This window comes from Streptomyces sp. NPDC001568 (assembly GCF_042893755.1).
Taxonomy (GTDB): Bacteria; Actinomycetota; Actinomycetes; order Streptomycetales; family Streptomycetaceae; genus Streptomyces.
This window is the reverse complement of the sequence record NZ_JBIAVF010000002.1, coordinates 194,397-215,221: the sequence shown is the minus strand read 5'-3', so window position 1 is coordinate 215,221 and position 20,825 is coordinate 194,397. Positions and strand designations below refer to the sequence as shown.

The following is a 20,825-nucleotide window of genomic DNA, read 5'->3' as shown; positions in this document are numbered from 1 at the left end:
CGAGGATCCGACATGACCACCGCGCCCTACCTGACCGGCCACTACACCCCCGTCGCCGACGAGGTCACCGCCACCGGACTCACCGTCGAGGGGACCCTGCCCCCCGAACTGACCGGCCGGCTGATCCGCAACAGCCACAACCCCAAGCCCGGTGTCACCCCCAGCCACTGGTTCAAGGGCAGCGGCATGGTCCACGGGATCCGCCTGCGGGACGGCCGCGCCGAGTGGTACCGCAACCGTTGGGTCCGCACCCCCGCCCTCGACGGCGCCCCCTACATGACCGCCACGGGCCCCGACCTCACCGCCAGCACCGCCGGCACCCACGTCATCGAACACGCCGGACGCCTGCTCGCCCTCTGCGAGGCCAACCTCCCCTTCGAGCTCACCCCGGACCTCGACACCATCGGCGCCTACGACTTCAACGGCACCCTGCGCACCGCCATGACCGCCCACCCCAAGGAGGACCCGCGCACCGGCGAGCTGCACTTCTTCGGTTCCGCGCCGTTCCCGCCCTTCCTCACCTACCACGTCGCCGACGCCAAGGGCGCGATCATCCGGACCGCCGAGATCCCGGGAGCGACCGCCTCCCTCAAGCACGACTTCGCCCTCACCCGCCGGCACGTCGTCTTCGTCGAGGGCAACGTCACCTTCGAGCCCACGGAGCACTCCGGCATCCCCTACGCATGGAGTGACGACCAGCCGGCCCGCATCGGTGTCATGCCCCGCGGGGAGGACGGGCACCGGCACATCCGCTGGTTCTCCATAGAGCCGGGCAACATGCTGCACGTCGGCAACGCCTACGAGGACGGCGAGGGCCGCATCGTGCTGGAAGGCCCCACCGTCGACCGGGAGGGCTTCCAGCTGTCCTGGAACTGGTGGGTCGGTGCGCCCGGTCGCGGTACCGAGCCCAACACGCGTTCATACACGCGGCGTTGGGTCATCGACATGACGGCCGGTACCGTCGACGAGCAGATCATCGACGACCTCGCGGTGGAGTTCCCGACGCTCAACGAGAACTACCTCGGTTCCGAACACCGCTACCAGTACGCGGTGTCGTTCCCCGACCACGAGGGCTACGGCGGTTACGGAGTCGTCAAGTACGACCGGGTGTCGGGCGCCCGTCGCATCCACCGGATCGGTGACGCCCGGTTGCCCAGCGAGGCCGTGTTCGTCCCGGCCGCCGGCGCCACCAACGAGGACGACGGCTACCTGCTCACCGTGGTTTCCGACCTCAAGCAGGACGCCTCCCAGTTGCTCGTGCTGGACGCGTCCGGCCTCGACCGGGTCGCCACGGTCCACCTGCCCCGCCGCGTCACCGCCGGCATCCACGGCTCCTGGATCCCCGACGGCGACCTGGACCGCGTCGAAGCCTGACGCTCCGCCCGGGGGCACGGCGCGGGCCGCGCCCCCGGCGGACCGCAACGCGGGACGGCGCCGGGCCACGGGTCCGGCGCCGGCCGTGACGTGCGGCCCCGCTGCGTCACCACCTCCCCGCCCCGCTGCCTCCCCGCCTCCCCGCCTCCCCGCCTCCCTGCCCCACCGCCCCACCGCCCCACCGCCTTACGGTCCCGCCGCACCCGATGGAGGTCTCCACCATGCCCGGCCCCGCAACCGCCCCGCCGCCCGTCACCGAGGTCCACGCCACATCCCAGAGCCCGTCCACGCCCCACCCCGCCCGTGGCCCGGGCGAAGTCGACAACCGGGCCGCCTACCTCGGCTTCGGGTTCGCCTACGTGCTCGGTCACGGCGCCGCCGCCGTCTCCGAGGGCTCGGCCCCCTTGCTCGACCTGCCCGAGGCGCTGCCCCCGGTGCTCCTCGGGGGCGGGCTCGTGGCCGGCGTCGTCCTCGCCACCGTCGCCGCCACGCGGGCCCAACGGGGGGCCGCCGCCGCGCAGGTGCTCTCCGGCCGGCTGCTCGGCGCCGCCTGGATCGCCGCCTTCACCGTCCTGTTCCTCGCCGTCACCGGCCTCACGACGCTGGCGGACGAGCCGGAACTCCAGTCCGTCCTGTGGCCCGCCGGTTCGGGACTCGTCGTCGGCCTGCTCTATCTCGCCGAAGGCGCCGTACGCCGCGACCTGCTGCACTACGGCCTCGGCCTCTGGCTCGCCCTGATCTCCACCGCGGCGCTCCCGCTCGCCACCCCGGGCCTCTACTGGGTGCTCGCCGTCGCGGGCGGCGGCGCGTACGTCCTCGCCGCGGCGCTCGAACACCGGCGCCTGCGCGCGCCCGCGTGATCCCGCGCCACGACGGTCAGGGACGCAGGCCGGCCCGTTTGAGGGCGACCTCCGCCAGCTCGCCGATGACCTGCTGGTCCCCGCGCCGCCAGGCGTCGGCGAGAGCGCCCTCGGGTGTCGGGAGCGCGGCGAGGTCGCCCAGGGGACCGGTGAGGGCGCGCAGGGCGAGCAGGTCGGTGCCCCCGGGGGTGTCGCGGAGGCGCCGTGCGGCGTTGCCGCGCCGGATCCAGCGCAGCCGGGCGGGCAGCCACAGCAACAGGACGACGGCCACCGGGACGATGATCAGGGCCGACGTGGTCAGGGCGGCCACCTGACCGACTGCGTCCTGGAGCGACTGTCCGGCTTCGGCGAACCCGGTACTGGCGTCGGCCGCGGACCGGAGCGGCTTGCGCAGGAGCCCGCCCACGAGCGGTACGTTCGAGGCCGCGTCGCCGGCGTTGCCGAGTTCGGTCGCGAGGCCGGTGCCCGAGCTCTCGACCCTCCGCCCCGGCTCGGCCAGCATCATGATCGCGTCGTGGACGGCCAGGGCGAACCACACCGCGGCGGTGATCAGTGCCACGGCGATCACGTCCGCGAGGACCTGGCGGCTCCGACGGGCGGGGGTCTGTGCGTAGAGGCGCATCGGCGTGCTCCGAGTCAGGACGTCGAGGAGGACCGGCCCCGCCGGGCGGGCCCGGTCGGTCGGTCGACCGTACGCCGGACTGCGCCCTTCCGGTGCGCTCCGTGGACGAACGTCCCCTACGCGGCGCCCCCGCGCGCCCCCGCCCCCGCCCCCCCCGAAGCCGGCCACGCGGTCGCTCGCCCCCCGTGAGCGTGCGACCGCGCGGCCGGAGTCTCAGTACCAGCCGGCGTTCGACGTCGAGCAGGCCGTCGCCGAAGCCCCGCCGGTCGTCGAGGTGGCCGCCGCCTGCGCCGCCGTACCGGTGAGTCCGAGGCCCGCCGACATGACGACGCCCGCCGTCAGGACGCCCATCCGCTTGTTGATCCGCACGTGATCCCCCTGTGGTGACCGGTGAAGTCATCCGCACGCCGGGCGGCGTGCGTTCGGACCTCTGTACGGTCTCCCGGATGCCGGCCCGGGGCGTCAACCGCGCAGTGGACCCCGGCGGTAAACCCCTGCGTCAGTACCGCACCCCGATCCGCTCCACCCCTGGTATGACGACCGTGCGGGGCGCCGCCGCGTAAGGTGCGCCGATGCGCTTCAGGGTCTGGCCGGCGGACCGGCTCCGCTCCGTCGATCCGCGGCTGGCCGACGCCGCGTTGGCCTTGGGCGTGACCGCCGCCGCGGCCGTCGTCGGCGGGCAGTACACCCCGGCGGGGTGGCCCCCCTTCGACACCACCGCCTACCTGCTCACCGCGTGCGTCGCGCTGCCGCTCGCGGCGCGCAGGTCCGCGCCGGTCTTCGCGCTGATCGCCTCCTGCCTGGGCTACGCCTGCTACCTCGCGGCCGGTTACCAGCCCTCACTGAACTTCTGGGCTCCCGCCGCCGCGCTGTACGGGGTCGCCGCCCGGCGTCCGCCCCGCACGGCCGCGGCGTGCGCCGCGCTGTGCGGAGCCGTCGTCTTCTGGAGTGGGCTGGCCGTTCCCGAAATCGGCCTGACCACCACGGTGGTGCAAGCCCTGGGCGTGCCGGCCGTGGTGTGGATGTTCGGCAACGGCGCCCGCGTCCTCGACGAACGGAACGGGCAACTGGCCGCCCTGACCGCCCGGTTGCACCGGGAGCAGGAGTGGCGCGAGCGCCAGGCGGTGTCCGAGGAGCAGCGGCGCATCGCCCGCGAGCTGCACGACGTCGTCGCCCACCACATGGCCGTGATCAACGTGCAGGCGGGCATGGGCGGTTACGTCTTCGCCACGGCTCCGGAGCAGGCCCGCGCGGCCCTGGGGACGATATCCGAGACGAGTCAGGAGGCGCTTCGGGAACTGCGCCGCATCCTCACCCTGTTGCGCTCCGCCGCGGACATCGAGGACGGCGAGGCCGGCCGAGCCCCGTACGCCCCGATCCCCGGGCTGGCCGGTCTGGGGGACGTGGCGGAGCGGGTGCGGGCCGCGGGGGTCGCCGTCGACCTGCGGACGGACGGCGCGCCCCGGCCGCTGCCGCCCGGCGTGGAACTGTGCGCGTACCGGGTGGTGCAGGAGGCCCTCACCAACGTGATCAAGCACGCGCGGCACGCGGCCGTCACCGTCCTCGTCTGCTACCGGCCCCACGCACTGCTGGTGACGATCACCGACGACGGCGCCGAGGGAGGCGAGGACCGTCCGGATCCGGCCAACGTTGCGCCGGGACCCGGACACGGCTTGATCGGCATGCGCGAACGGGCGAAGCTCTACGGCGGAACGGTCGAAGCCGGTCCACGGACCGAGGGGGGATTCCGCGTGCGCCTCACCCTCCCGGTCGCGGCCGGGCCTTCCCCGGGACCGCGACGCGACGGGCCGCCCGCATGATCCGGACCCTCGTGGTCGACGACCAGGTCCTGATCCGCGCGGGCCTCGTGGCGCTGCTCCGGGCGGCGCCCGGCATCGAGGTCGTGGGCGAGGCCGAGGACGGGGAGAGCGCGGTCGCAGCCGCCGTCCGTACCCGGCCGGACGTGATCCTGATGGACATCCGCATGCCCGGCCTGGACGGCACCGCCGCGACCGAACGGATCCTGGCCGGGGCGGTGGACCCCCTGCCCCGGGTGCTGATCCTGACGACCTTCGACCTCGACGCGTACGTGTACGCCGCCCTGCGCGCCGGCGCCTCCGGGTTCCTCCTCAAGGACACCGGGCCGGAGCGGCTGATCGAGGCCGTCACGGCCGTGGCCGAGGGCGACATGCTCTTCGCCCCGAGCGTCACCCGCCGGCTGATCGAGTCCTACGTCAACCGCGCCGACCCGGTGCCGGACACCCCCGCCGGTCTCGACGTCCTGACCGCCCGCGAACGGGAGGTGCTGCGCCTGGCCGCCAAGGGGCTGTCCAACACCGAGATCGCCGAGCGGCTGTACATCGGCGAGGCCACCGTCAAGACCCACCTCAACCGGACCATGACCAAGCTGGACCTGGACAGCCGCGCCCAGGCCGTGGTCGTCGCGTACGAAACGGGTCTGGTCGTTCCGGGCGCTCCGTAGCGGACCGGGAGAGGTCAGGCGCCGGGGTGGCGGGCGCGGCCGCCGTCGTTGCACAGGGCCCAGATGATGAAGCAACCGATGGCGATGGAGATGACGGCCCAGATCGGCGTGTAGGGCAGCCACATGAAGTTGAGGACGATGCTGATGGCCGCCAGCACCACACCCACCGCACGGGCCCACAGGGCCCCCTTCAGCAGTCCGGCGCCGACGACGCCGAGCACGATGCCGAGGACCAGGTGGATCCATCCCCAGGCCGTCACGTCGAACTTGAAGGTGTAGTCACCCACCTGCGAGTAGACGTCGTCCCTGGCGATGCCCGAGATGCCCTTGATCACGCCGAGGACGCCCTCGATGAGGAGCAGGACGCCGGCGAACATGGTTCCGCTCGTAGCCCACGCGCTCCGGCTGCTGTACATGTCCCGGTCGCGATGGGCGCCGGTGGGGGAGGTGGAAGGCGTTTGCTGTGCCACGGGAGGCTCCTTCGTGGGGCTGAGCGCCCGAAGGGGACGCAGGTCCAGCCTCCAGGGAGCGCCGTGCCCCTGACACCCGGACGCGTCCGTTCGGGTGACGGACCGTAGCCTCCGCCGCGGGCTCCCGTCTCACTCTCCGAGTACGGGATGGCGCACATTGACATTTTGTTTAAGCTGAGCGCCGCTCGTCGTCACGTCCCCAGGAGTCCACCCATGTCCACGCCCCCGCAGCCCGGTTACGGCGCTCCCCAGCCCCATGGTCAGCAGCCGTACGGTCAGCAGTTCCCGCCCCCGCCGAAGCAGGGCATGAGCACCGGTAAGAAGGTGGCTCTCGGCTGCGGCATCCCCGTCGCGTTGGGCCTGCTCCTCCTCGGCGGTTGCGCCGTTCTGGTCGGCGAGGCGGCCAACGAGGTGGGCAAGGAGCTGGACAAGAACTACGACAGCGCCTCGGTCGCCCCCGACGCCCAGGGCAAGCCCGGCGACGCGCCGAAGACCGGCAAGGACGCGGACATCACCCAGGACGTGAAGGTCACCGCGTGCAAGGTGGAGAAGGGCGAATTCGACATCAAGGAACTCGTCGTCGCCGTCGACTACGTCAACAGCGGTGACCGCCGGTTCACGTATCTGGTCGAGGGCGAGATCCTCGTCAACGGCCAGAAGAAGGCCGACCTGACCTCGCTCGGTCAGAACCTCGCCCCGGGCCAGAAGTACACCGACGACAAGGCCGGCGCGCTCGGCTACGAGATCGCCCAGTCCGCCAAGGCGACCGACAAGATCGAGTGCAAGATCCTCAAGGTGTCCCGCAACTCCTACTGAGTTCCTCCGCCTTCCCCCTTCGAGGCCCCCGCCGGCGTACCGGCGGGGGCCTCGTCGTCGTGAGCCGTGTCTCACCGGGGCGCCGGCGCTTGTATGTGCAACGAGTTGCATAGAAAGATTCGGGGCATGGCCCTTGAGCACGCGATCCTCGTCTCCCTGCTGGAGCAGCCGGGCTCCGGCTACGAGCTGGCCCGTCGCTTCGACCGGTCCATCGGATACTTCTGGACCGCGACGCACCAGCAGATCTACCGCGTGCTCAAGCGCATGGAGGGCGACGGCTGGATCGACGTCCGCGAGGTGCCCCAGCAGGGCCGACCGGACAAGAAGGAGCACTCCGTCGCCGAGGCGGGCCGGGCCGCCCTCTCGGCCTGGCTCTGCGAACCGATCCAGCCCGACAGCGTCCGGCACGAACTCGCCGTGAAGATCCGCGGGGCTGCCTTCGACGACGACCCCGCCGCCCTGATCCGCGAGGTCGAACGGCACCACCTCGCGCACGCGGACCGGCTCACGCACTACCTCGCCGGCGAACGACGTGACTTCACCGGCCCGGACGCCCCCGCCGGAACCGACGCGGGCCGCGAGCTCCAGCACGTGGTGCTCCGCGGCGGCATCGCCTACGAGCGGATGCAGCTCGCCTGGCTGGAGGACGTACTGGCCACGCTCCACCGGCTCGCCGAGCACTGACCCGCCCGGCCCCGGAGGCCGCCGGGAGCGGCCGCCGGCCCCGCCCCGACACCATCCCCCGACCCGAAAGGCGCACACCGATGACCGACCCGCTGCTGTTCAACCCGCGCACCTACGACCCCGCGCACTTCGACCCCGAGACCCGCCGGCTGCTGCGCGCCACCGTCGACTGGTTCGAGGACCGGGGCAAGCGTCGGCTGATCGAGGACTACCGCACCCGTGCCTGGCTGGCCGACTTCCTCGCCTTCTCCGCGAAGGAGGGCCTCTTCGCGACCTTCCTGACCCCGGCGTCCGCCGCCGGCCCGCAGGAGTCCGACAAGCGCTGGGACACCGCGCGGATCGCCGCCCTCAACGAGATCTTCGGCTTCTACGGCCTGGACTACTGGTACGCGTGGCAGGTGACCATCCTCGGCCTCGGCCCGGTCTGGCAGAGCGAGAACGCCGCGGCCCACGAGCGCGCCGCCGAACTCCTCTCCGAGGGCGAGGTGTTCGCCTTCGGCCTGTCCGAGAAGACCCACGGCGCCGACATCTATTCCACCGACATGCTGCTGACGCCGCAGGGTGACGGAGGCTTCCTGGCCACCGGATCCAAGTACTACATCGGCAACGGCAACGCCGCCGGCCTCGTTTCCGTCTTCGGCCGCCGCACCGACGTGGAGGGCCCCGACGGCTACGTGTTCTTCGCCGCCGACAGCCGCCACCCGGCGTACGCACTCGTGAAGAACGTCGTCGACTCCTCCAAGTACGTCAGCGAGTTCCGCCTGGAGGACTACCCGGTCACCGCCGCCGACGTCCTGCACACCGGCCGCGCCGCCTTCGACGCGGCCCTGAACACCGTCAACGTGGGCAAGTTCAACCTCTGCACGGCGTCCATCGGCATCTGCGAGCACGCGATGTACGAGGCCGTCACCCACGCGCAGAACCGTGTCCTGTACGGCCGTCCGGTCACCGCCTTCCCGCACGTGCGACGGGAGTTGGCCGACGCCTACGTCCGCCTCGTCGGCATGAAGCTGTTCAGCGACCGGGCCGTCGACTACTTCCGCTCCGCCGGCCCCGACGACCGCCGTTACCTCCTCTTCAACCCGATGACGAAGATGAAGGTGACCACGGAGGGCGAGAAGGTCATCGACCTGATGTGGGACGTGATCGCGGCCAAGGGCTTCGAGAAGGACACCTACTTCGCCCAGGCCGCCGTCGAGATCCGCGGCCTGCCGAAGCTGGAGGGCACGGTCCACGTCAACCTCGCCCTGATCCTCAAGTTCATGCGCAACCACCTGCTGGAGCCGGCCGAGTACGCGCCCGTCCCGACCCGCCTCGACGCGGCCGACGACGAGTTCCTCTTCCGTCAGGGCCCGGCCCGCGGCCTGGGCTCCGTACGCTTCCACGACTGGCGCCCCGCCTTCGACGCGTACGCGGCCCTGCCGAACGTCGGCCGCTTCCGCGAGCAGGCCGACGCGCTGTGCGTGTTCGTCACGACCGCCGCACCCGACGAGGCGCAGAGCCGAGACCTCGACCTCCTCCTCGCCGTGGGCCAACTGTTCGCCCTCGTCGTCCACGGCCAGCTGATCCTGGAGCAGGCCCGCCTGACGGACCTGGACGAGGACGTGCTCGACGAGCTGTTCGCCGTACTCGTACGCGACTTCTCCGCGCACGCCGTCGAACTGCACGGCAAGGACTCCGCCACCGCGCAGCAGCAGGCGTGGGCGCTCGACGCGGTGCGCCGCCCCGTCGTCGACGCCGACCGCTCGGCCCGCGTCTGGGCGCGGGTCGAGGCACTGTCCGGGGCGTACGAGATGAAGCCGTAGCGGGCGGGTCCGGCCGGAGCCGGACCCGCCCCGGCCCCGTCGCGCGTGGTGACGGGGCCGGGGCGGCCGTCAGGCCTGGTCGCCCTCCAGCCCTTCCAGGCTGTCCATGAACGAGCTGACGGAGAACACCGCTCGGCCGGGACCGGCCGGGCCGTAGCCGGGAGGGGAGCTGAGGCCGAACTCCTCCAGCGTCGCCCTGTAGGTCTCCAACAGCCGGATGTGGTATTCGAGCGGCGCACCCAGCGGGTTGGCCTTGCCGAGCGGCGTCGTCGGCTCCGGGCACCAGGTGGTGAAGCGCGGCACGACGCCGTGCGACATGAAGTACCTCAGGCCCTCGCGGGTCGACTCGATCGCCTCGCTCACCTTGGTGAAGCCGAAGGGCTCGGCCATCTCGATGCCCGCGACGAAGTTGGGGATCACGTTGCGCGGCCCGAACACCTCCGTGGACTCCAGGATCCGGCGGTGCCATTCGTCGCGGCCGACGTAGCGCTCCTTGCCCGGGCAGTGCAGTTCGAACAGCCGCCGGTCCCACACCTCGAAGTTGGGGTGGTAGATGCGGATGCCGTAGTCGTGGAAGCGCTGCACGTCGTCGCGGGGCAGGGCCTGGGCGACGACCTTGCCGGTCCAGCGGCCCGGGAAGCGCTCCTCGATGGCCTTCGCGTAGTGGCCGTAGAAATCGGCCTCGTCCCGGCCGGCGACCTTGGAGGTGATCGAGCCTCCCGTGAGGGTGTAGGCCTTGGACGCGCCGGTCGTGTCGTACCGGTCGATGATCTCCAGGGCCTCCAGCACCTCCTCGACCGGCTTCACACCGGTGTAGGGGCGACCCGCCGCCTTGTGCTGGCGCCAGTTGTGGTTGATGTCGCAGAACTGGCACTCCTCCTTGGCGCCGAAGTACTGGCACACCCGGAACACCGTCAGGTAGATGAGGTAGCCCCACTGGATGGTCGGCGCGACCTCCATCACCGACTTGCCGTTCGACAGCTTGTGCCGGTAGTACTCCGGCATCGGGGGAAGGCCGACGTCCGCGATCCGCGCGCCGTCCAGGTACAGGCCGAGCGTGCCGTCGTCGCCGCCGCGCACCACGTACGGGGAGTCCGGGTTGACCCGTACGGAAACGACGGTGCGGCGCAGGTCGTACGGGCCGCCGGTGAGGACGATCTCCTCGGGCGGCCGGTTGAGGGCGGCGGCGCCCAGCTCCGGCAGCGTGCGGTGGTCGAAGGAGAAGATGAAGTACGACTTCGGTTTGACGTCGCCGCTGCCGCCGTCGGCGGTGCCGCTGAGCGCGGACTCGTCGAAGGCCATGCCACCACGCAGCAGGTCTTCCTTGATCACGGCTTCCCGGGGCACGTGGGGGAAACGGCCCATCAGGTCCTCGACCAGTGCGGTGCGGCTGACGCCGTCCGTGCCGTCTGCGTGCTGCTTCATTTCCGACTCCTCCAAGGTCGCGCGCCGGGGCGCGCGGGTGTGACGGCGGGCGAGGTGCCCGTCGGCACGGTTCAGTTCGTCCGGACGTCCAGTGCCGGAGCCATCATCGCGAAGGCCCGCTCGGCCACCGCGGCCGGGTCCTGCCGGGACTCGCCGTCGCCGCCGCTCCACCGGTGCAGTGCCGTGTCGAAGGCGGTCAGCGCCATGCCGGCGGCCAGCCGCGGGTAGAGATCGGCGCCGGCGTCGAGGTCCAGGCGTCGTGCCAGCTCCGCCGCCAGGCCGTCGCGCCACTCGGCCTGCCGCTCCAGGAAGCGGGCGCGCAGGGCCGGGGTGCGCAGGATCAGCCGCACCACCGGCAGCGCGCGGTCGGGGTGGTCGCCACAGGCGCCCAGGGGGACCGAGACGGCGTGCCACAGCGCCACCGAGGGCCGCTCCCCGGGCGGGCGGGCCGCGAGCTCGGCTGCGATGCCCGCCCCCATGTCGGCCAGGAACTGGACGACCACGTCCTCCTTGGACGCGAAGTAGCGGAAGAATGTCCGCTTCGAGACGCCGGCCGTGGTCGCGATCTCGTCGATGGTGACCACGTCGAACCCCTTCAGCGCCAGCAACCGGAGCGCCGCTTCGGTCAGCTCGTTCGACACGAGCCGACGTTTGCGCTGGGCCATCGAGAGGGCGGGGTGGGCGATCACCGGCCCATCGTAACGCGATGCCTCCGAAGGCACTCGGGCGCGTCCTGGCATCGAGTGCCAACGTCAGCAGCTCGCGCCGCATGAAATCCCAGCGGCGCCGGACCGCCGATCAGGCGCCGGACACGAACTCCACCGGCGGCCGACCGGGAGACCGGCCGCCGCCCGTGGGAGCTGTCGGCGGGGCTCACGGACGCGCGGTGCGCGTGCGCGGCTCCCGCTTCATCCACCGGTCGACCAGACTCCGCGCACCGGTGCGGGTGTCGGCCGCCGCCGAGCCGGTGTCGGTACGGGGGAGCCTCTTGGTGTCGACGTCGACGTCGACGGCCGTGGCCGGCTGGTCCGGGGTCGGCTGCCGCTCCGCGGTCGGGCGCGGCTTGCGGTGCCACCAGTGGTGGCGGCGCGGGTGCACGGCGCGGCCCATGCGGCGGCCGAGGAAGAGGTAGCCGAGCAGGGCTCCCGAGGTGTTGAGGATGACGTCGTCCACGTCGAAGGCGCGCCCCGTGACGAGGGCCCCCTGGATCAGCTCGACGAGCGTCATCACCACGGCCGTCGTCAGCGCCACCCGCAGCAGCCCCCGCGCCTGCGGCAGGAGCACGGGCAGCAGCACCCCGAACGGCACGCCCAGCAGGATGTTGCCGCCGAGCTGCTTCACCGCGTCCTTGACCGACGCTCCCTCCAGGTAGGCCTCGATCGACGCGCCCGGGTGGACGTTGCTGTGCACGAGGGCCGCGGAGGCCGCCGACGGCTCCAGGGTGACGCGGGCCAGGGCGATGCTGAAGAGCACCGTCCCCACGAAGGCGCCCAGCATCGCCAGGACGCGCACCGCCGGGTGGGTGGGCGGCCGCCGCGGCTCCGGCGGGACGGACGACTGCCTGCGCGGCCAGGCCCTGCGGCGGGGCTCGGCGGCGTTCTTCGGCTCGTGCATGGTCACTCCCTCGGGAACCCTACGGTTGCTGGCGGGCCGTGTACCCCGCCGGGGGGCGTCCACGCCCGCCCGCGGCGACCGGCCTGAACATGACATGGATGACCATGAATTGATGGGGCATCCGGTCCGCATGGAGACCAAAGCGAACGACCCCGCGCCGTCCGCCGGACCGCACGCGCGGCGGGGGCGCAGACGCCGGGCGGTACAGGCCGCCGTAGCCCTGGCGGCCGTCGCCGTCCTGCTCCTGGTCGCCGGCCGGCTCCTGCAGCTGCCCGGCCTGGGCGACCTCTTCGGCACGCGGACGCACGACCGGACCGGCCCGGCCGTCCTCAGCTCCCTGCGCGACATGAGCCGGTTGGAGGGCGCGGCGGGCGACTACCAGGTCGTGGTGGACCTGGAGCACGACGCCCCCTTCCTCCCGGACGCCGTACGCGGAACCCGCACCCTGTACGTCGGCGCCGGCTCCGTCTCCGCCTTCGTGGAACTGGGCGGACTCGACGAAGGGGCCGTGGCCGTCGACGCGGACCGGACCGCCGTGACGCTGAAACTGCCCCACGCCGCCCTCGGGACGCCCGCGCTGGACCCGAACCGCTCGTACGCGGTGTCCAAGCAGCGGGGCCTGCTGGACCGGCTCGGCGACCTGTTCTCGGACAACCCGTCCGGCGAACAGGCCGTCCAGAAGGTCGCGGTGCAGCGGATCGACGAGGCGGCCCGCGCCGGCGGCCTCACCCAGCGGGCCGAGCGGAACACCACGGCGATCCTGGAAGGCCTGCTGCGCTCGCTGGGCTTCGAGAAGGTCTCCATCTCCTACGCGTGAGCGCCGCCGGCCGGGGCCTCACCGGGGGTTTCGACGGTCCCGACCGACGCCGCGCGGGTCGATCGGCGTGAAGACCCCGAGGCGGTCCTCGACCGCCTGCGCCGCCTCCAGGCACAGGTCCTCCCGGAAGGCCCGCCCCACGATCTGCACGCCGCACGGCAGACCGTCCGTGACACCGGTCGGCACGGCCACGGCGGGCACGCCCACGAAGCTGGTCACGGTGCACAGCCGCATCCCCGCCGCGGCCCGGTCCCGGCCCGCCCGGTCGCGCGACTCCAGGCCCGGTTCGACGGGTGGCTCGGTGAACGACGGCCCCAGCAGCAAGGGGTAGGAGTCGAGGAACTCCGCCCAGGAGCGCCGGATGTTCATCCAGGTGCCCATCAGCCGGACGAGCTCCTGCGCGTTCGCGGGCGGGGTCCGCTCCATCGCCATCGCGATGTACCGGTCGCCGCCCTCGCCGAGCAGCGTGCGCACCGCCGGCCAGGACGGGGCGAATTCCGTCATGGTGATCCGGCCGTAGGCGTCGAGGGCCTCCTCCAGTCGCGGTACGTCCGCCACCTCGCACACCTCGTACCCGGCGTCCCGGAGCGCCGCGGCGGCGGCCTCCACGGCCGAGCGGACCGCGGGGTGCACGCCGAGCGCGCCGGGATCCGTCACCACGGCCACCTTCACCGGCTCCGACAGGGCGCCGCCGTACAGCGGGACCGGCACGGCCCGGGGGTCGCGCGGATCCGTGCCCGCCAGGACCTCGTACGCCAACCGCAGGTCGGCCACGCTCCGGGCCAGTGGGCCGTCGGTGACCAGCATCTGGGAGGCCGGTCCCGGATCGTCGGGGCCGAGGACGCGGTGGTCCGCCGGGAACCGTCCCGTGGTCGGCTTCAGCCCCGCGACGCCGCAGAACTGGGCCGGAACGCGGATCGAACCGCCGGAGTCGTTGCCGAGGCCGAGGGCGGCCATGCCCGTGGCGACCGCCACGGCGTCGCCTCCACTGCTGCCGCCCGGGGTCACGTCGGCGTTCCACGGATTGACGGTGTCGCCGAACAGCTCGCTGCGGGTGTGCATCCCGGCCAGGATCAGGGTGGGCACGTTGGAGTGCCCGATCGCAATGGCCCCGGCGGCGCGCAGCCGGGCCACCGGCGGGGCGTCGGCCGTCGCCACCAGGCCGCGGAAGCGGGGGACGCCGAAGGTGGTGGGCACGCCCTCGACCGGGGTGCTCTCCTTGACCGTGAAGGGCACCCCCGCGAGCGGCCCGAGCGCCTCGCCGGCGGCCCGGGCGAGGTCGGTGCGCGCCGCTGCCGCGCGCGCCCGGTCGGCGATGAGCCGGGTCACCGCGTTCACCGCGGGGTTGACCGCGGCGATGCGCTCCAGGTGGCTCTCGACCAGCTCCGCGGCCGATACCTCCCCGCTCCGTACGGCAGCCGCCTGCCGGCCCGCCGACATCTTCCACAGGGCGTCACGCATGACCCGTACCCGTCTTCCGTACTCGTTCCGATGCGGTTGCATCGGAACTGTATCCGGTGAACCGATGCGGTCGCATCGAAATAACGGCGCCCGGCGGCCGGGCGTCCCCTCCCGGACGGCCCCGGGGCGGACCCTCACCCGGAGGGCCCACCCTGATGGACCGCCCGCAGGGCACGCACCAGGGTGGAGGTGGGGTACCTCCCCGCCCCCGCCGGGCCGGGCGGCTTCCACAGCCGAGGAGACTGCCGATGCGCCGCTACCCGCCGATCGCCGAGCACGGCCTGATCGGAGACCTCCAGACCTGCGCGCTCGTGTCGTCCGACGGCGTGATGGACTGGTTCTGCTCCCCGCGCTTCGACTCGCCCAGCGTCTTCGCGGGCCTCCTCGACCACGACCGGGGCGGCTACTTCGCGATCACCGCCGACGCCGCCGACGTCACCACCCGCCAGCTCTACCTGGCCGACACCGCGGTGCTCATCACCCGGTTCCTCACGGCCGACGGCGTCGGCGAGGTCATCGACTTCATGCCCGTCAGCGGGGAGCACACCGCCACCGACCGCCACCAGGTGGTCCGCGTGATGCGCGTGGTGCGCGGCGTCGTGCGCTTCGCCCTGGAGTGCCGCCCCCGCTTCGACTACGGCCGGTCCCCCCACACCCTGACCCTGGACGCCGTCGCCGGGGCCCGCTTCGACAGCCCGGACGTCACCGCGCACCTCCAGGCCGTCGGCCCGGTGCCGTTGGAGGCCGAGGGGAGCGACGTCCGCGCGTACGTCACCCTTGCCGCGGGCGAACGCGCCGCCGTCCTCTTCACGGTCCGCGACGCGGGCGGCGACGCCCCCGAGCCCCCGACCGTGGCCGCCGCGACCGAGGCGTTCGCCGCCGTGCACGCCTTCTGGCACGCGTGGATCGGCCGGTGCACCTACCGCGGTCGCTGGCAGCAGATCGTCAACCGCTCCGCCATCACCCTCAAACTGCTCACCTACGCCCCCACCGGTGCCCCCATCGCCGCCGCCACCATGGGCCTGCCCGAGCAGGAGGGCGGCGAGCGCAACTGGGACTACCGCTACACCTGGGTCCGCGACGCCTCCCTGTCGGTACGCGCCATGCGCGACCTCGGCTTCGCGGAGGAGGCCGACGCCTTCCGCAACTGGCTCGGACAGCGGCTCTACGACGGGGGCGCGCCCAACGGGGAACCCCTCCAGATCATGTACCGCGTCGACGGCGACCCCCACCTCACCGAGGAGCTCCTCGGCCACCTGGAGGGCTGGCGCGGCTCGGCCCCGGTGCGCGTGGGCAACGGCGCGGCCGGCCAACTGCAACTGGACATCTACGGCGAGGCCGTCTACGCCCTGGCCCAGGTCGACCACATCACCCACGTGATCGGCTACGACGGCTGGAAGCGCTTCGCGGGCCTGCTGGACTGGCTGTGCGAGAACTGGGACCGGGCCGACGAGGGCATCTGGGAGACCCGGGGCGGCCGGCAGCACTTCACCTACAGCCGCCTCATGTGCTGGGTCGCCTTCGACCGGGGCATCCGACAGGCCATGGCCAACGCCCGGCCGGCCGACCTGCCCCGCTGGACCGCCGCGCGCGACGCGATCCTGGAGCAGATCATGACCCGCGGCTGGAGCGAGGAACGCGGGGCGTTCGTCCAGCACTACGACACCACCGTCCTGGACGCCTCCCTGCTGTTGATGCCCCTGGTCGGCTTCATCGCCCCCGAGGACCCCCGCTGGCTCGCCACCCTGGAGGCCATGGACGCCGAACTCGTCGTCGACAGCCTCGTCTACCGGTACGACCCGGCCGCCTCCCCGGACGGCCTGCGCGGCACCGAGGGCACCTTCTCCCTGTGCAGCTTCCTGTACGTCTACGCCCTCGCCCGCTCGGGCCGCGTGGAGCAGGCCCGTTACGCCTTCGACAAGATGCTCACCTACGCCAACCACGTCGGGCTCTTCGCCGAGGAGATCGGACCCACGGGCGAGCAACTGGGCAATTTCCCACAGGCTTTCACGCACCTCGCCCTCATCACCGCCGCCCTCACCCTCGACGCCGAGCTCGACGAGGCGGCCGGACACGGCTGAGTCGCACCGGCGCCGCCCGAGGGGCAGGCGATTTCCTGCCACCGCGCGGCCGGTCGGCCGGACAACCGTGGAACTCCCGCCCGTTATGTGGCAGTCTCGGGAAACCGCAGGGTGCGAGCCGTGCCCCCGTCGTCCCCTCGTGCCGGGCCGGCGTCGATGCCCGACGTCGCCGTGCGGAGGACCGGTGGTCGAAGCTCCTCCGCCGGCAGCCGGGCCGACCGCGCGGTCGGCCCGCTCCGGCCTCGGCCGAGGGCGAACGCGGGAGGCGCAGGCCGGGTGGCGCCGCGGGGTCGTGGAACAGCGTCACAGGGGGAACCGGTGTTCGGACAGCGCGAGATGCGACGGTCGATCGGCGCCATGGTCGAAGCGATCGCCCACCTGGAAGCCCCCGTGGAGGGCGGGACGATCTGCCGCGCGCTCTGCGAGGCCATGGGCGAGCGCCGCAACCGCAAGATCGAATTCCGGACGACGTCCTTCCCGCCCGGAACGGCGAGCGGACTCGCGCTCGACCTCGGGTCGAGGGACCTCATCGTCGTGGAGGAGCGGACCGTACCGGAGCACCAACTCATCATCACCGGACACGAACTCCGGCACCTGGAACTCGGCCACTGCCACCAGCACGTCACCGAGGGCGTCGTGGCCGCCCGCCTGCTGCGCCACGACTCCGACCTCCAGGACGTCGTCGCATCCGCCATGGCGATCGCCGCACGCCACAGCCCCGCCCTCCGGCAACCGGACGGGACCGCGGCGAGGAAGCACGAGCGCGAGGAGCAGGCCGCGGAGCGGTACGGCCTCGAACTGGCCAACGCCGTAAGGCACCTGCTGCGCGAACCCCTGCCACGCTCCCGCGATCGGGGTACCACCTCCGGCAGGATCGAAGCCGTCCTGGGCCACCACGCCAGGCGGGGTTGAACGGTCCGTCCCGGGCCTCCACCCGCCCGCGGCCACAGGCGTCCCCGCGGCCCGGTGGGTCCGACCCGCCGGTCGACCCGGGCGGTGGCCCCGGGCCGTGATCGGCCCGGGGGAGTGGTCCGCGCAGCCGGGGGAGTCGAGGTAGCGGGCCGCCGCCTCGATCGCCGCGTCGTCCGCGAGCCCCGTCGCCGTCATCGCCGCCCCGGCCCGGGCCCAGGTGTCACGGGACTCGCGCTCCCCGTATCACCGGATCACCGCGCGGCGGCCCGCCGACGACCGCCGCGACCCGGCCCCGCACCCGCTCACCGGCCCCTCACCCCTTCCTGGAGGTAGGCGGCGATCATCGCGATGTCGTTGGCGACGCTCAGGATCCCGCTCGGGTCGGGGGTCGGCGTGGCGGCCCCGGTGACGCCCGCGTAGAACACGTCGAACCGGCCGTCGCCCCGGTCCAGGTAGCCGGCGATGGTCATCGCACCCACGCCCAACCGGTCGTTGAGCGCGTCGTACCCGACGGCGGCCCCGGTCTTGGCGAACACCTTGCCGCGGGCCGGGCAGTCCCGGCAGTTGGTGGCGAGCAGCCCGTCGACGCCGAGGATCGGCAGCGCCTCCCGGAAGCGCCGCGCGTCCGGGGTACCCATCCAGTACGTCAGCATCTGGATCTCCGCCCGCGGCGTCGCCCGGTCGACGGGGTTCCCGCCCCGGCCGTCGAGCAACTGCACCTGCTCGCGGTCCACGTTCGCCCCGTCGAGGAACTTCGCCAGGACCGGGAATCCGTCCATGCAGGCGTGGCTCCCGGTCTGGACCGCCATCAGGCAGATCCCGAGGTTGGCGCCCAGATTGTGGCTGACCTTCAGGATGAGCTCGGCGTAGTCCGCGTAGGGCGGCGACGTGTACACCGCCACCCGTGGGCTCCCCTCGTACGTCCGGGGCAGCGCCGCCACCGGGTTGGGCCCGGCCGCGTCCGCCGTGACCCGTACCCCGGCCCGCCCGAGCGCCTCGATCAGCGCGCTGCGCCCGAACGCCGCCGGGTCGGCGACGGGGGAGACCCGCAGCACCGGCGCGGCGCCCACCGCGATCGTGCCGGACAACCGAATCCGGGTGCCGTTCTCCGAGGCCGTCACGTCGATGGAACCCGCTTCGCCCGCCGGCACCGTCCGTACCGTCGACGTCACACGGTACGGGGCGACCTTCGGCCGCCAGTCCAGCCGGGCGGGGGCGTCCGGGCGGTCCCCGGGGGTGGTCAGCAGGTCGATCAGGTTGTCGTTGATGATCATCGGGGTCGGCGTGGGGTCGAGGGTCGGGTCCGGCGCGAAGAGCCGACTGTCGACGACCACGTCCCCCTCGACCCGGGTGATCCCCGCGTCCCGCACCTGCCGGGCCAGTCCGTCGATCCCCGCCAGGGGGTTCTCGGGGGTGAGCGTGGCGCCGGGGACGTCGTTGGCGTAGGTGTGGTCGAGGTCGGTGAACGCCACCGTGCCGTCGGGGCGGGTCCTGCCGCCCATGGTCAGGTCACCCTGGGCGACCATGGCGAGGTTCCCGTCCAACGTGGCGCCGTCGCGCTCGCCCACCGCGTGGACGGGCGTCTCGAAGCGGTGCCCGGCGCCCAGGGTCTGCCACGGCCCGGACACGCTGAACAACTTCGCCGTGGAGCCCGGGATGAAGACCTGGTCCGGGAACATGTCGCGCACCACCCGGCCACTGCCCGCCTCGACCTGGAGGAGACCCCACTGCGCGTTGCGGTACTCGGGCTTGCGCATGATGTCCGTGATGCGGGGGTCGAGGGGGTCCGCGCCGCGCTCCGCGGACGGCGAAGGGGTCGGGGTCGGTGAGGTCGGCCCCGACGCCGCACCCGAGGTCAGGGCGGCGAGCAGCAGGGCCGAGCAGCCGGCGGCCACGCGCCGGCGCAGCGACCGGGAGCCCGCTGCCCGGGTCCCTGCGCCGGCGCGTGAGCCTTCTTCCCGGGATCGGGAGTCTGTTCCTGCCATCACGGCACGCCCCGTTCGTCTCGACGGAATCCGGCCGCACCGCGGGCCGGACCGACCCCCGGGATCAGACCAGCCTGGCACGCCCGCCCGCGACGCGCACCCCGCCCGGGCGGGGCGGCGACGTCAGGTCCCCGCGATCAGGGCCGTCCAGAACAGTGAGTTCCTCCGCGCCCCCGCCCGGCACGGTCAGGCCGCCCCCTACTCGGCGGGCGTACGGTCGTCCCGGAGGTCCCGGTGCTCCGTGCGGCCCGTCAGTCGGTCGCCGAGCGGGCTGCGGCGGTAGAGGACGTGCCGACCGTCGCGCGCCCGGGTGACCAGGCCGGTCGCGTGCAGCACGCGCAGGTGCTGGGACACGGCGCTCGGGGTGACGTCGAGTCGGCGGGCGATCTCGATGGTCGGCAGGGGCTCTTCGAGGAGGACGAGCAGTCGGGTTCGGGGCGCCCCCAACAGGGAGGCCAGGGCGGGCGCGGTGACCACGGGAGCGGATCCCCACAACGTCGCCACCCCACGGCTGGGGTAGGCCAGCGTGGGCGCCTCGTCCTGACCGACCGGCGGCGCCGGCTTGTGGGCGAACACCGACGGTACGAGCAACAGCCCGCGGCCCGAAGCCTTGACGTGGTGCCGGCTGATCATCTGGTCCACGTGCAGGACGCCGCCGTGCCAGCGCAGGTTCGGATGCATGTCGGCGAACAACAACCGGGCTCCACCCAGGGCAAGTTGTCGGGCCCGGTAGGTCATGTCGGCTTCCAGGACCAACCGCATCCGCGGCCACGCCGGTTCGACGGCCGCCCGCCAGTACCGGAGCAGCAGATCGCAGAGCGCGTCACGCAGCCGCACCACGAGGGCGTCGTCGTCGGCGAGGGCGTCGCGCAGCGCTCCGGGCAGCGGATCCGGCGCGTGCGCGGCCAGCAGGTCGCGGCGGACCACGGCGGGGGAAGTGCGGCGTACGACGGCCAGTTCGTCCTCGAACGACGCGTCGAAGCGGGCGGGACGCGGCGTGAGGAAATCGGGCAGGGTGCGACGCACCGGCATCAGCGACATCAAGGTCTCGACGTCGGCCGCGCCCAACCCGCCGGATCGACCACCGGGACCAGCGGGATCACCGGGACCACCGGCACCACCGAAGCCGGCCGGTCCGGCCGGTCCGGCCGGTCCGTCGAGTCCACCGAGGACGGACCTGCGCCAGGGCAGGTGCAGGGCGGACAGCCCGGGCTCGCGCAGGACCCGCAGGCTCAACACGGTCTCGTGCAGCGGGGAGAGCGCGAACCGGGTGTCCGCGAGATCCTCCACGTCGAGTTCAAAGGTGATCATTAAGCGCCACGCTACATCCATTGGCGCTCGTGCGCGGGTGCCGTGAACTCGTCCCCATGACACCCACAGCGCCCGTGCGGCTCCCCTCCTACGCGGTGCGGCCCCG

General features: G+C 72.9%; 19 protein-coding genes. 10 read left to right on the top strand and 9 right to left on the bottom strand.

Translation table 11 applies throughout. The features are described 5' to 3' along the window. The first annotated feature begins 12 nt into the window (after nucleotides 1–12). Together ACFY0I_RS04090 and ACFY0I_RS04085 are read left to right on the top strand one after the other, a co-directional pair. The gene (locus ACFY0I_RS04090) at nucleotides 13–1,374 is read left to right on the top strand and encodes a carotenoid oxygenase family protein (protein ID WP_388889829.1); all 1,362 of its coding nucleotides are present in this window, start codon (nucleotides 13–15) and stop codon (nucleotides 1,372–1,374) included. Nucleotides 1,375–1,595: 221 nt separating this feature from the next. Then, nucleotides 1,596–2,234 carry an ABC transporter permease gene (locus ACFY0I_RS04085; protein ID WP_388889827.1) on the top strand — a complete coding sequence of 213 codons (639 nt, stop codon included), beginning with the start codon at nucleotides 1,596–1,598 and terminating at the stop codon, nucleotides 2,232–2,234. A gap of 16 nt (nucleotides 2,235–2,250) precedes the next feature. Here ACFY0I_RS04085 and ACFY0I_RS04080 read toward each other — a convergent pair whose 3' ends face one another. Both ACFY0I_RS04080 and ACFY0I_RS04075 read right to left on the bottom strand, forming a co-directional pair. After that, nucleotides 2,251–2,856 carry a hypothetical protein gene (locus ACFY0I_RS04080; RefSeq protein WP_388889824.1) on the bottom strand — a complete coding sequence of 202 codons (606 nt, stop codon included), beginning with the start codon at nucleotides 2,854–2,856 and terminating at the stop codon, nucleotides 2,251–2,253. A gap of 213 nt (nucleotides 2,857–3,069) precedes the next feature. Beyond that, entirely contained in the window at nucleotides 3,070–3,225 is a 156-nt protein-coding gene (locus ACFY0I_RS04075; protein ID WP_388889821.1) for a hypothetical protein, read from the bottom strand. 203 nt (nucleotides 3,226–3,428) lie between these two features. On the opposite strand from ACFY0I_RS04075, the gene ACFY0I_RS04070 reads away from it, so the two are divergent. Next, nucleotides 3,429–4,676 carry a sensor histidine kinase gene (locus ACFY0I_RS04070; RefSeq protein WP_388889817.1) on the top strand — a complete coding sequence of 416 codons (1,248 nt, stop codon included), beginning with the start codon at nucleotides 3,429–3,431 and terminating at the stop codon, nucleotides 4,674–4,676. After that, a complete protein-coding gene (locus ACFY0I_RS04065) occupies nucleotides 4,673–5,338 on the top strand; it encodes a response regulator (RefSeq protein ID WP_388889814.1) in 666 nt (221 codons plus the stop codon). Before ACFY0I_RS04070 ends, ACFY0I_RS04065 begins: the two co-directional genes overlap by 4 nt. Before the next feature lie 14 nt (nucleotides 5,339–5,352). Here the strand turns inward: ACFY0I_RS04065 and ACFY0I_RS04060 are convergent, their stop codons facing one another. Beyond that, nucleotides 5,353–5,808, bottom strand: coding sequence for a hypothetical protein (locus tag ACFY0I_RS04060; protein WP_388889811.1), 456 nt, complete (start codon nucleotides 5,806–5,808; stop codon nucleotides 5,353–5,355). A gap of 213 nt (nucleotides 5,809–6,021) precedes the next feature. On the opposite strand from ACFY0I_RS04060, the gene ACFY0I_RS04055 reads away from it, so the two are divergent. The 3 genes from ACFY0I_RS04055 (at nucleotide 6,022) to ACFY0I_RS04045 (ending at nucleotide 9,113) form a co-directional block, all read left to right on the top strand. After that, the gene (locus tag ACFY0I_RS04055) at nucleotides 6,022–6,624 is read left to right on the top strand and encodes a hypothetical protein (RefSeq protein WP_388889809.1); all 603 of its coding nucleotides are present in this window, start codon (nucleotides 6,022–6,024) and stop codon (nucleotides 6,622–6,624) included. A 126-nt stretch (nucleotides 6,625–6,750) separates the two neighbouring features. After that, entirely contained in the window at nucleotides 6,751–7,308 is a 558-nt protein-coding gene (locus ACFY0I_RS04050) for a PadR family transcriptional regulator (RefSeq protein ID WP_388889806.1), read from the top strand. An 80-nt stretch (nucleotides 7,309–7,388) separates the two neighbouring features. After that, nucleotides 7,389–9,113, top strand: a complete 1,725-nt coding sequence (locus tag ACFY0I_RS04045; protein ID WP_388889803.1) for an acyl-CoA dehydrogenase family protein — start codon at nucleotides 7,389–7,391, stop codon at nucleotides 9,111–9,113. Between the two features lie 69 nt (nucleotides 9,114–9,182). Here the strand turns inward: ACFY0I_RS04045 and ACFY0I_RS04040 are convergent, their stop codons facing one another. From ACFY0I_RS04040 to ACFY0I_RS04030, 3 genes are all read right to left on the bottom strand, one after another. Further along, nucleotides 9,183–10,538 (bottom strand): radical SAM protein, encoded by a 1,356-nt coding sequence (locus tag ACFY0I_RS04040; protein WP_388889801.1) that lies wholly within the window; start codon nucleotides 10,536–10,538, stop codon nucleotides 9,183–9,185. 71 nt (nucleotides 10,539–10,609) lie between these two features. After that, nucleotides 10,610–11,203 (bottom strand): TetR family transcriptional regulator, encoded by a 594-nt coding sequence (locus ACFY0I_RS04035; RefSeq protein ID WP_388890650.1) that lies wholly within the window; start codon nucleotides 11,201–11,203, stop codon nucleotides 10,610–10,612. 208 nt (nucleotides 11,204–11,411) lie between these two features. After that, nucleotides 11,412–12,152: a VanZ family protein gene (locus ACFY0I_RS04030; RefSeq protein WP_388889798.1), complete on the bottom strand. Its 741-nt coding sequence runs from the start codon at nucleotides 12,150–12,152 to the stop codon at nucleotides 11,412–11,414. Between the two features lie 112 nt (nucleotides 12,153–12,264). On the opposite strand from ACFY0I_RS04030, the gene ACFY0I_RS04025 reads away from it, so the two are divergent. Continuing rightward, nucleotides 12,265–12,969: a DUF4230 domain-containing protein gene (locus tag ACFY0I_RS04025; protein WP_388889796.1), complete on the top strand. Its 705-nt coding sequence runs from the start codon at nucleotides 12,265–12,267 to the stop codon at nucleotides 12,967–12,969. An 18-nt stretch (nucleotides 12,970–12,987) separates the two neighbouring features. On the opposite strand, the gene ACFY0I_RS04020 is transcribed toward ACFY0I_RS04025, so the two are convergent. Then, nucleotides 12,988–14,430: an amidase gene (locus ACFY0I_RS04020; RefSeq protein ID WP_388889794.1), complete on the bottom strand. Its 1,443-nt coding sequence runs from the start codon at nucleotides 14,428–14,430 to the stop codon at nucleotides 12,988–12,990. Between the two features lie 248 nt (nucleotides 14,431–14,678). On the opposite strand from ACFY0I_RS04020, the gene ACFY0I_RS04015 reads away from it, so the two are divergent. Both ACFY0I_RS04015 and ACFY0I_RS04010 read left to right on the top strand, forming a co-directional pair. After that, nucleotides 14,679–16,511, top strand: coding sequence for a glycoside hydrolase family 15 protein (locus tag ACFY0I_RS04015; protein WP_388889792.1), 1,833 nt, complete (start codon nucleotides 14,679–14,681; stop codon nucleotides 16,509–16,511). Between the two features lie 318 nt (nucleotides 16,512–16,829). Then, nucleotides 16,830–17,423, top strand: coding sequence for a toxin-antitoxin system, toxin component (locus ACFY0I_RS04010; RefSeq protein ID WP_388889790.1), 594 nt, complete (start codon nucleotides 16,830–16,832; stop codon nucleotides 17,421–17,423). A 302-nt stretch (nucleotides 17,424–17,725) separates the two neighbouring features. On the opposite strand, the gene ACFY0I_RS04005 is transcribed toward ACFY0I_RS04010, so the two are convergent. Together ACFY0I_RS04005 and ACFY0I_RS04000 are read right to left on the bottom strand one after the other, a co-directional pair. After that, nucleotides 17,726–19,318, bottom strand: a complete 1,593-nt coding sequence (locus tag ACFY0I_RS04005; protein ID WP_388889788.1) for a D-alanyl-D-alanine carboxypeptidase/D-alanyl-D-alanine-endopeptidase — start codon at nucleotides 19,316–19,318, stop codon at nucleotides 17,726–17,728. Between the two features lie 288 nt (nucleotides 19,319–19,606). Then, complete coding sequence (locus ACFY0I_RS04000; RefSeq protein WP_388889786.1) at nucleotides 19,607–20,719, bottom strand: ArsR family transcriptional regulator; 1,113 nt, start codon at nucleotides 20,717–20,719, stop codon at nucleotides 19,607–19,609. Nucleotides 20,720–20,825: the final 106 nt, after the last annotated feature.

Excerpts from the sequence above, each read along its gene's own strand:
- ACFY0I_RS04020 (WP_388889794.1), bottom strand. The coding sequence starts at position 14,430 with ATGCGTGACGCCCTGTGGAAGATGTCGGCGGGCCGGCAGGCGGCTGCC.
- ACFY0I_RS04055 (WP_388889809.1), top strand. The coding sequence starts at position 6,022 with ATGTCCACGCCCCCGCAGCCCGGTTACGGCGCTCCCCAGCCCCATGGT.
- ACFY0I_RS04065 (WP_388889814.1), top strand. The coding sequence starts at position 4,673 with ATGATCCGGACCCTCGTGGTCGACGACCAGGTCCTGATCCGCGCGGGC.
- ACFY0I_RS04085 (WP_388889827.1), top strand. The coding sequence starts at position 1,596 with ATGCCCGGCCCCGCAACCGCCCCGCCGCCCGTCACCGAGGTCCACGCC.
- ACFY0I_RS04000 (WP_388889786.1), bottom strand. The coding sequence starts at position 20,719 with ATGATCACCTTTGAACTCGACGTGGAGGATCTCGCGGACACCCGGTTC.
- ACFY0I_RS04015 (WP_388889792.1), top strand. The coding sequence starts at position 14,679 with ATGCGCCGCTACCCGCCGATCGCCGAGCACGGCCTGATCGGAGACCTC.
- ACFY0I_RS04030 (WP_388889798.1), bottom strand. The coding sequence starts at position 12,152 with ATGCACGAGCCGAAGAACGCCGCCGAGCCCCGCCGCAGGGCCTGGCCG.
- ACFY0I_RS04040 (WP_388889801.1), bottom strand. The coding sequence starts at position 10,538 with ATGAAGCAGCACGCAGACGGCACGGACGGCGTCAGCCGCACCGCACTG.
- ACFY0I_RS04025 (WP_388889796.1), top strand. The coding sequence starts at position 12,265 with ATGGGGCATCCGGTCCGCATGGAGACCAAAGCGAACGACCCCGCGCCG.
- ACFY0I_RS04035 (WP_388890650.1), bottom strand. The coding sequence starts at position 11,203 with ATGGCCCAGCGCAAACGTCGGCTCGTGTCGAACGAGCTGACCGAAGCG.
- ACFY0I_RS04050 (WP_388889806.1), top strand. The coding sequence starts at position 6,751 with ATGGCCCTTGAGCACGCGATCCTCGTCTCCCTGCTGGAGCAGCCGGGC.
- ACFY0I_RS04090 (WP_388889829.1), top strand. The coding sequence starts at position 13 with ATGACCACCGCGCCCTACCTGACCGGCCACTACACCCCCGTCGCCGAC.
- ACFY0I_RS04070 (WP_388889817.1), top strand. The coding sequence starts at position 3,429 with ATGCGCTTCAGGGTCTGGCCGGCGGACCGGCTCCGCTCCGTCGATCCG.
- ACFY0I_RS04080 (WP_388889824.1), bottom strand. The coding sequence starts at position 2,856 with ATGCGCCTCTACGCACAGACCCCCGCCCGTCGGAGCCGCCAGGTCCTC.
- ACFY0I_RS04045 (WP_388889803.1), top strand. The coding sequence starts at position 7,389 with ATGACCGACCCGCTGCTGTTCAACCCGCGCACCTACGACCCCGCGCAC.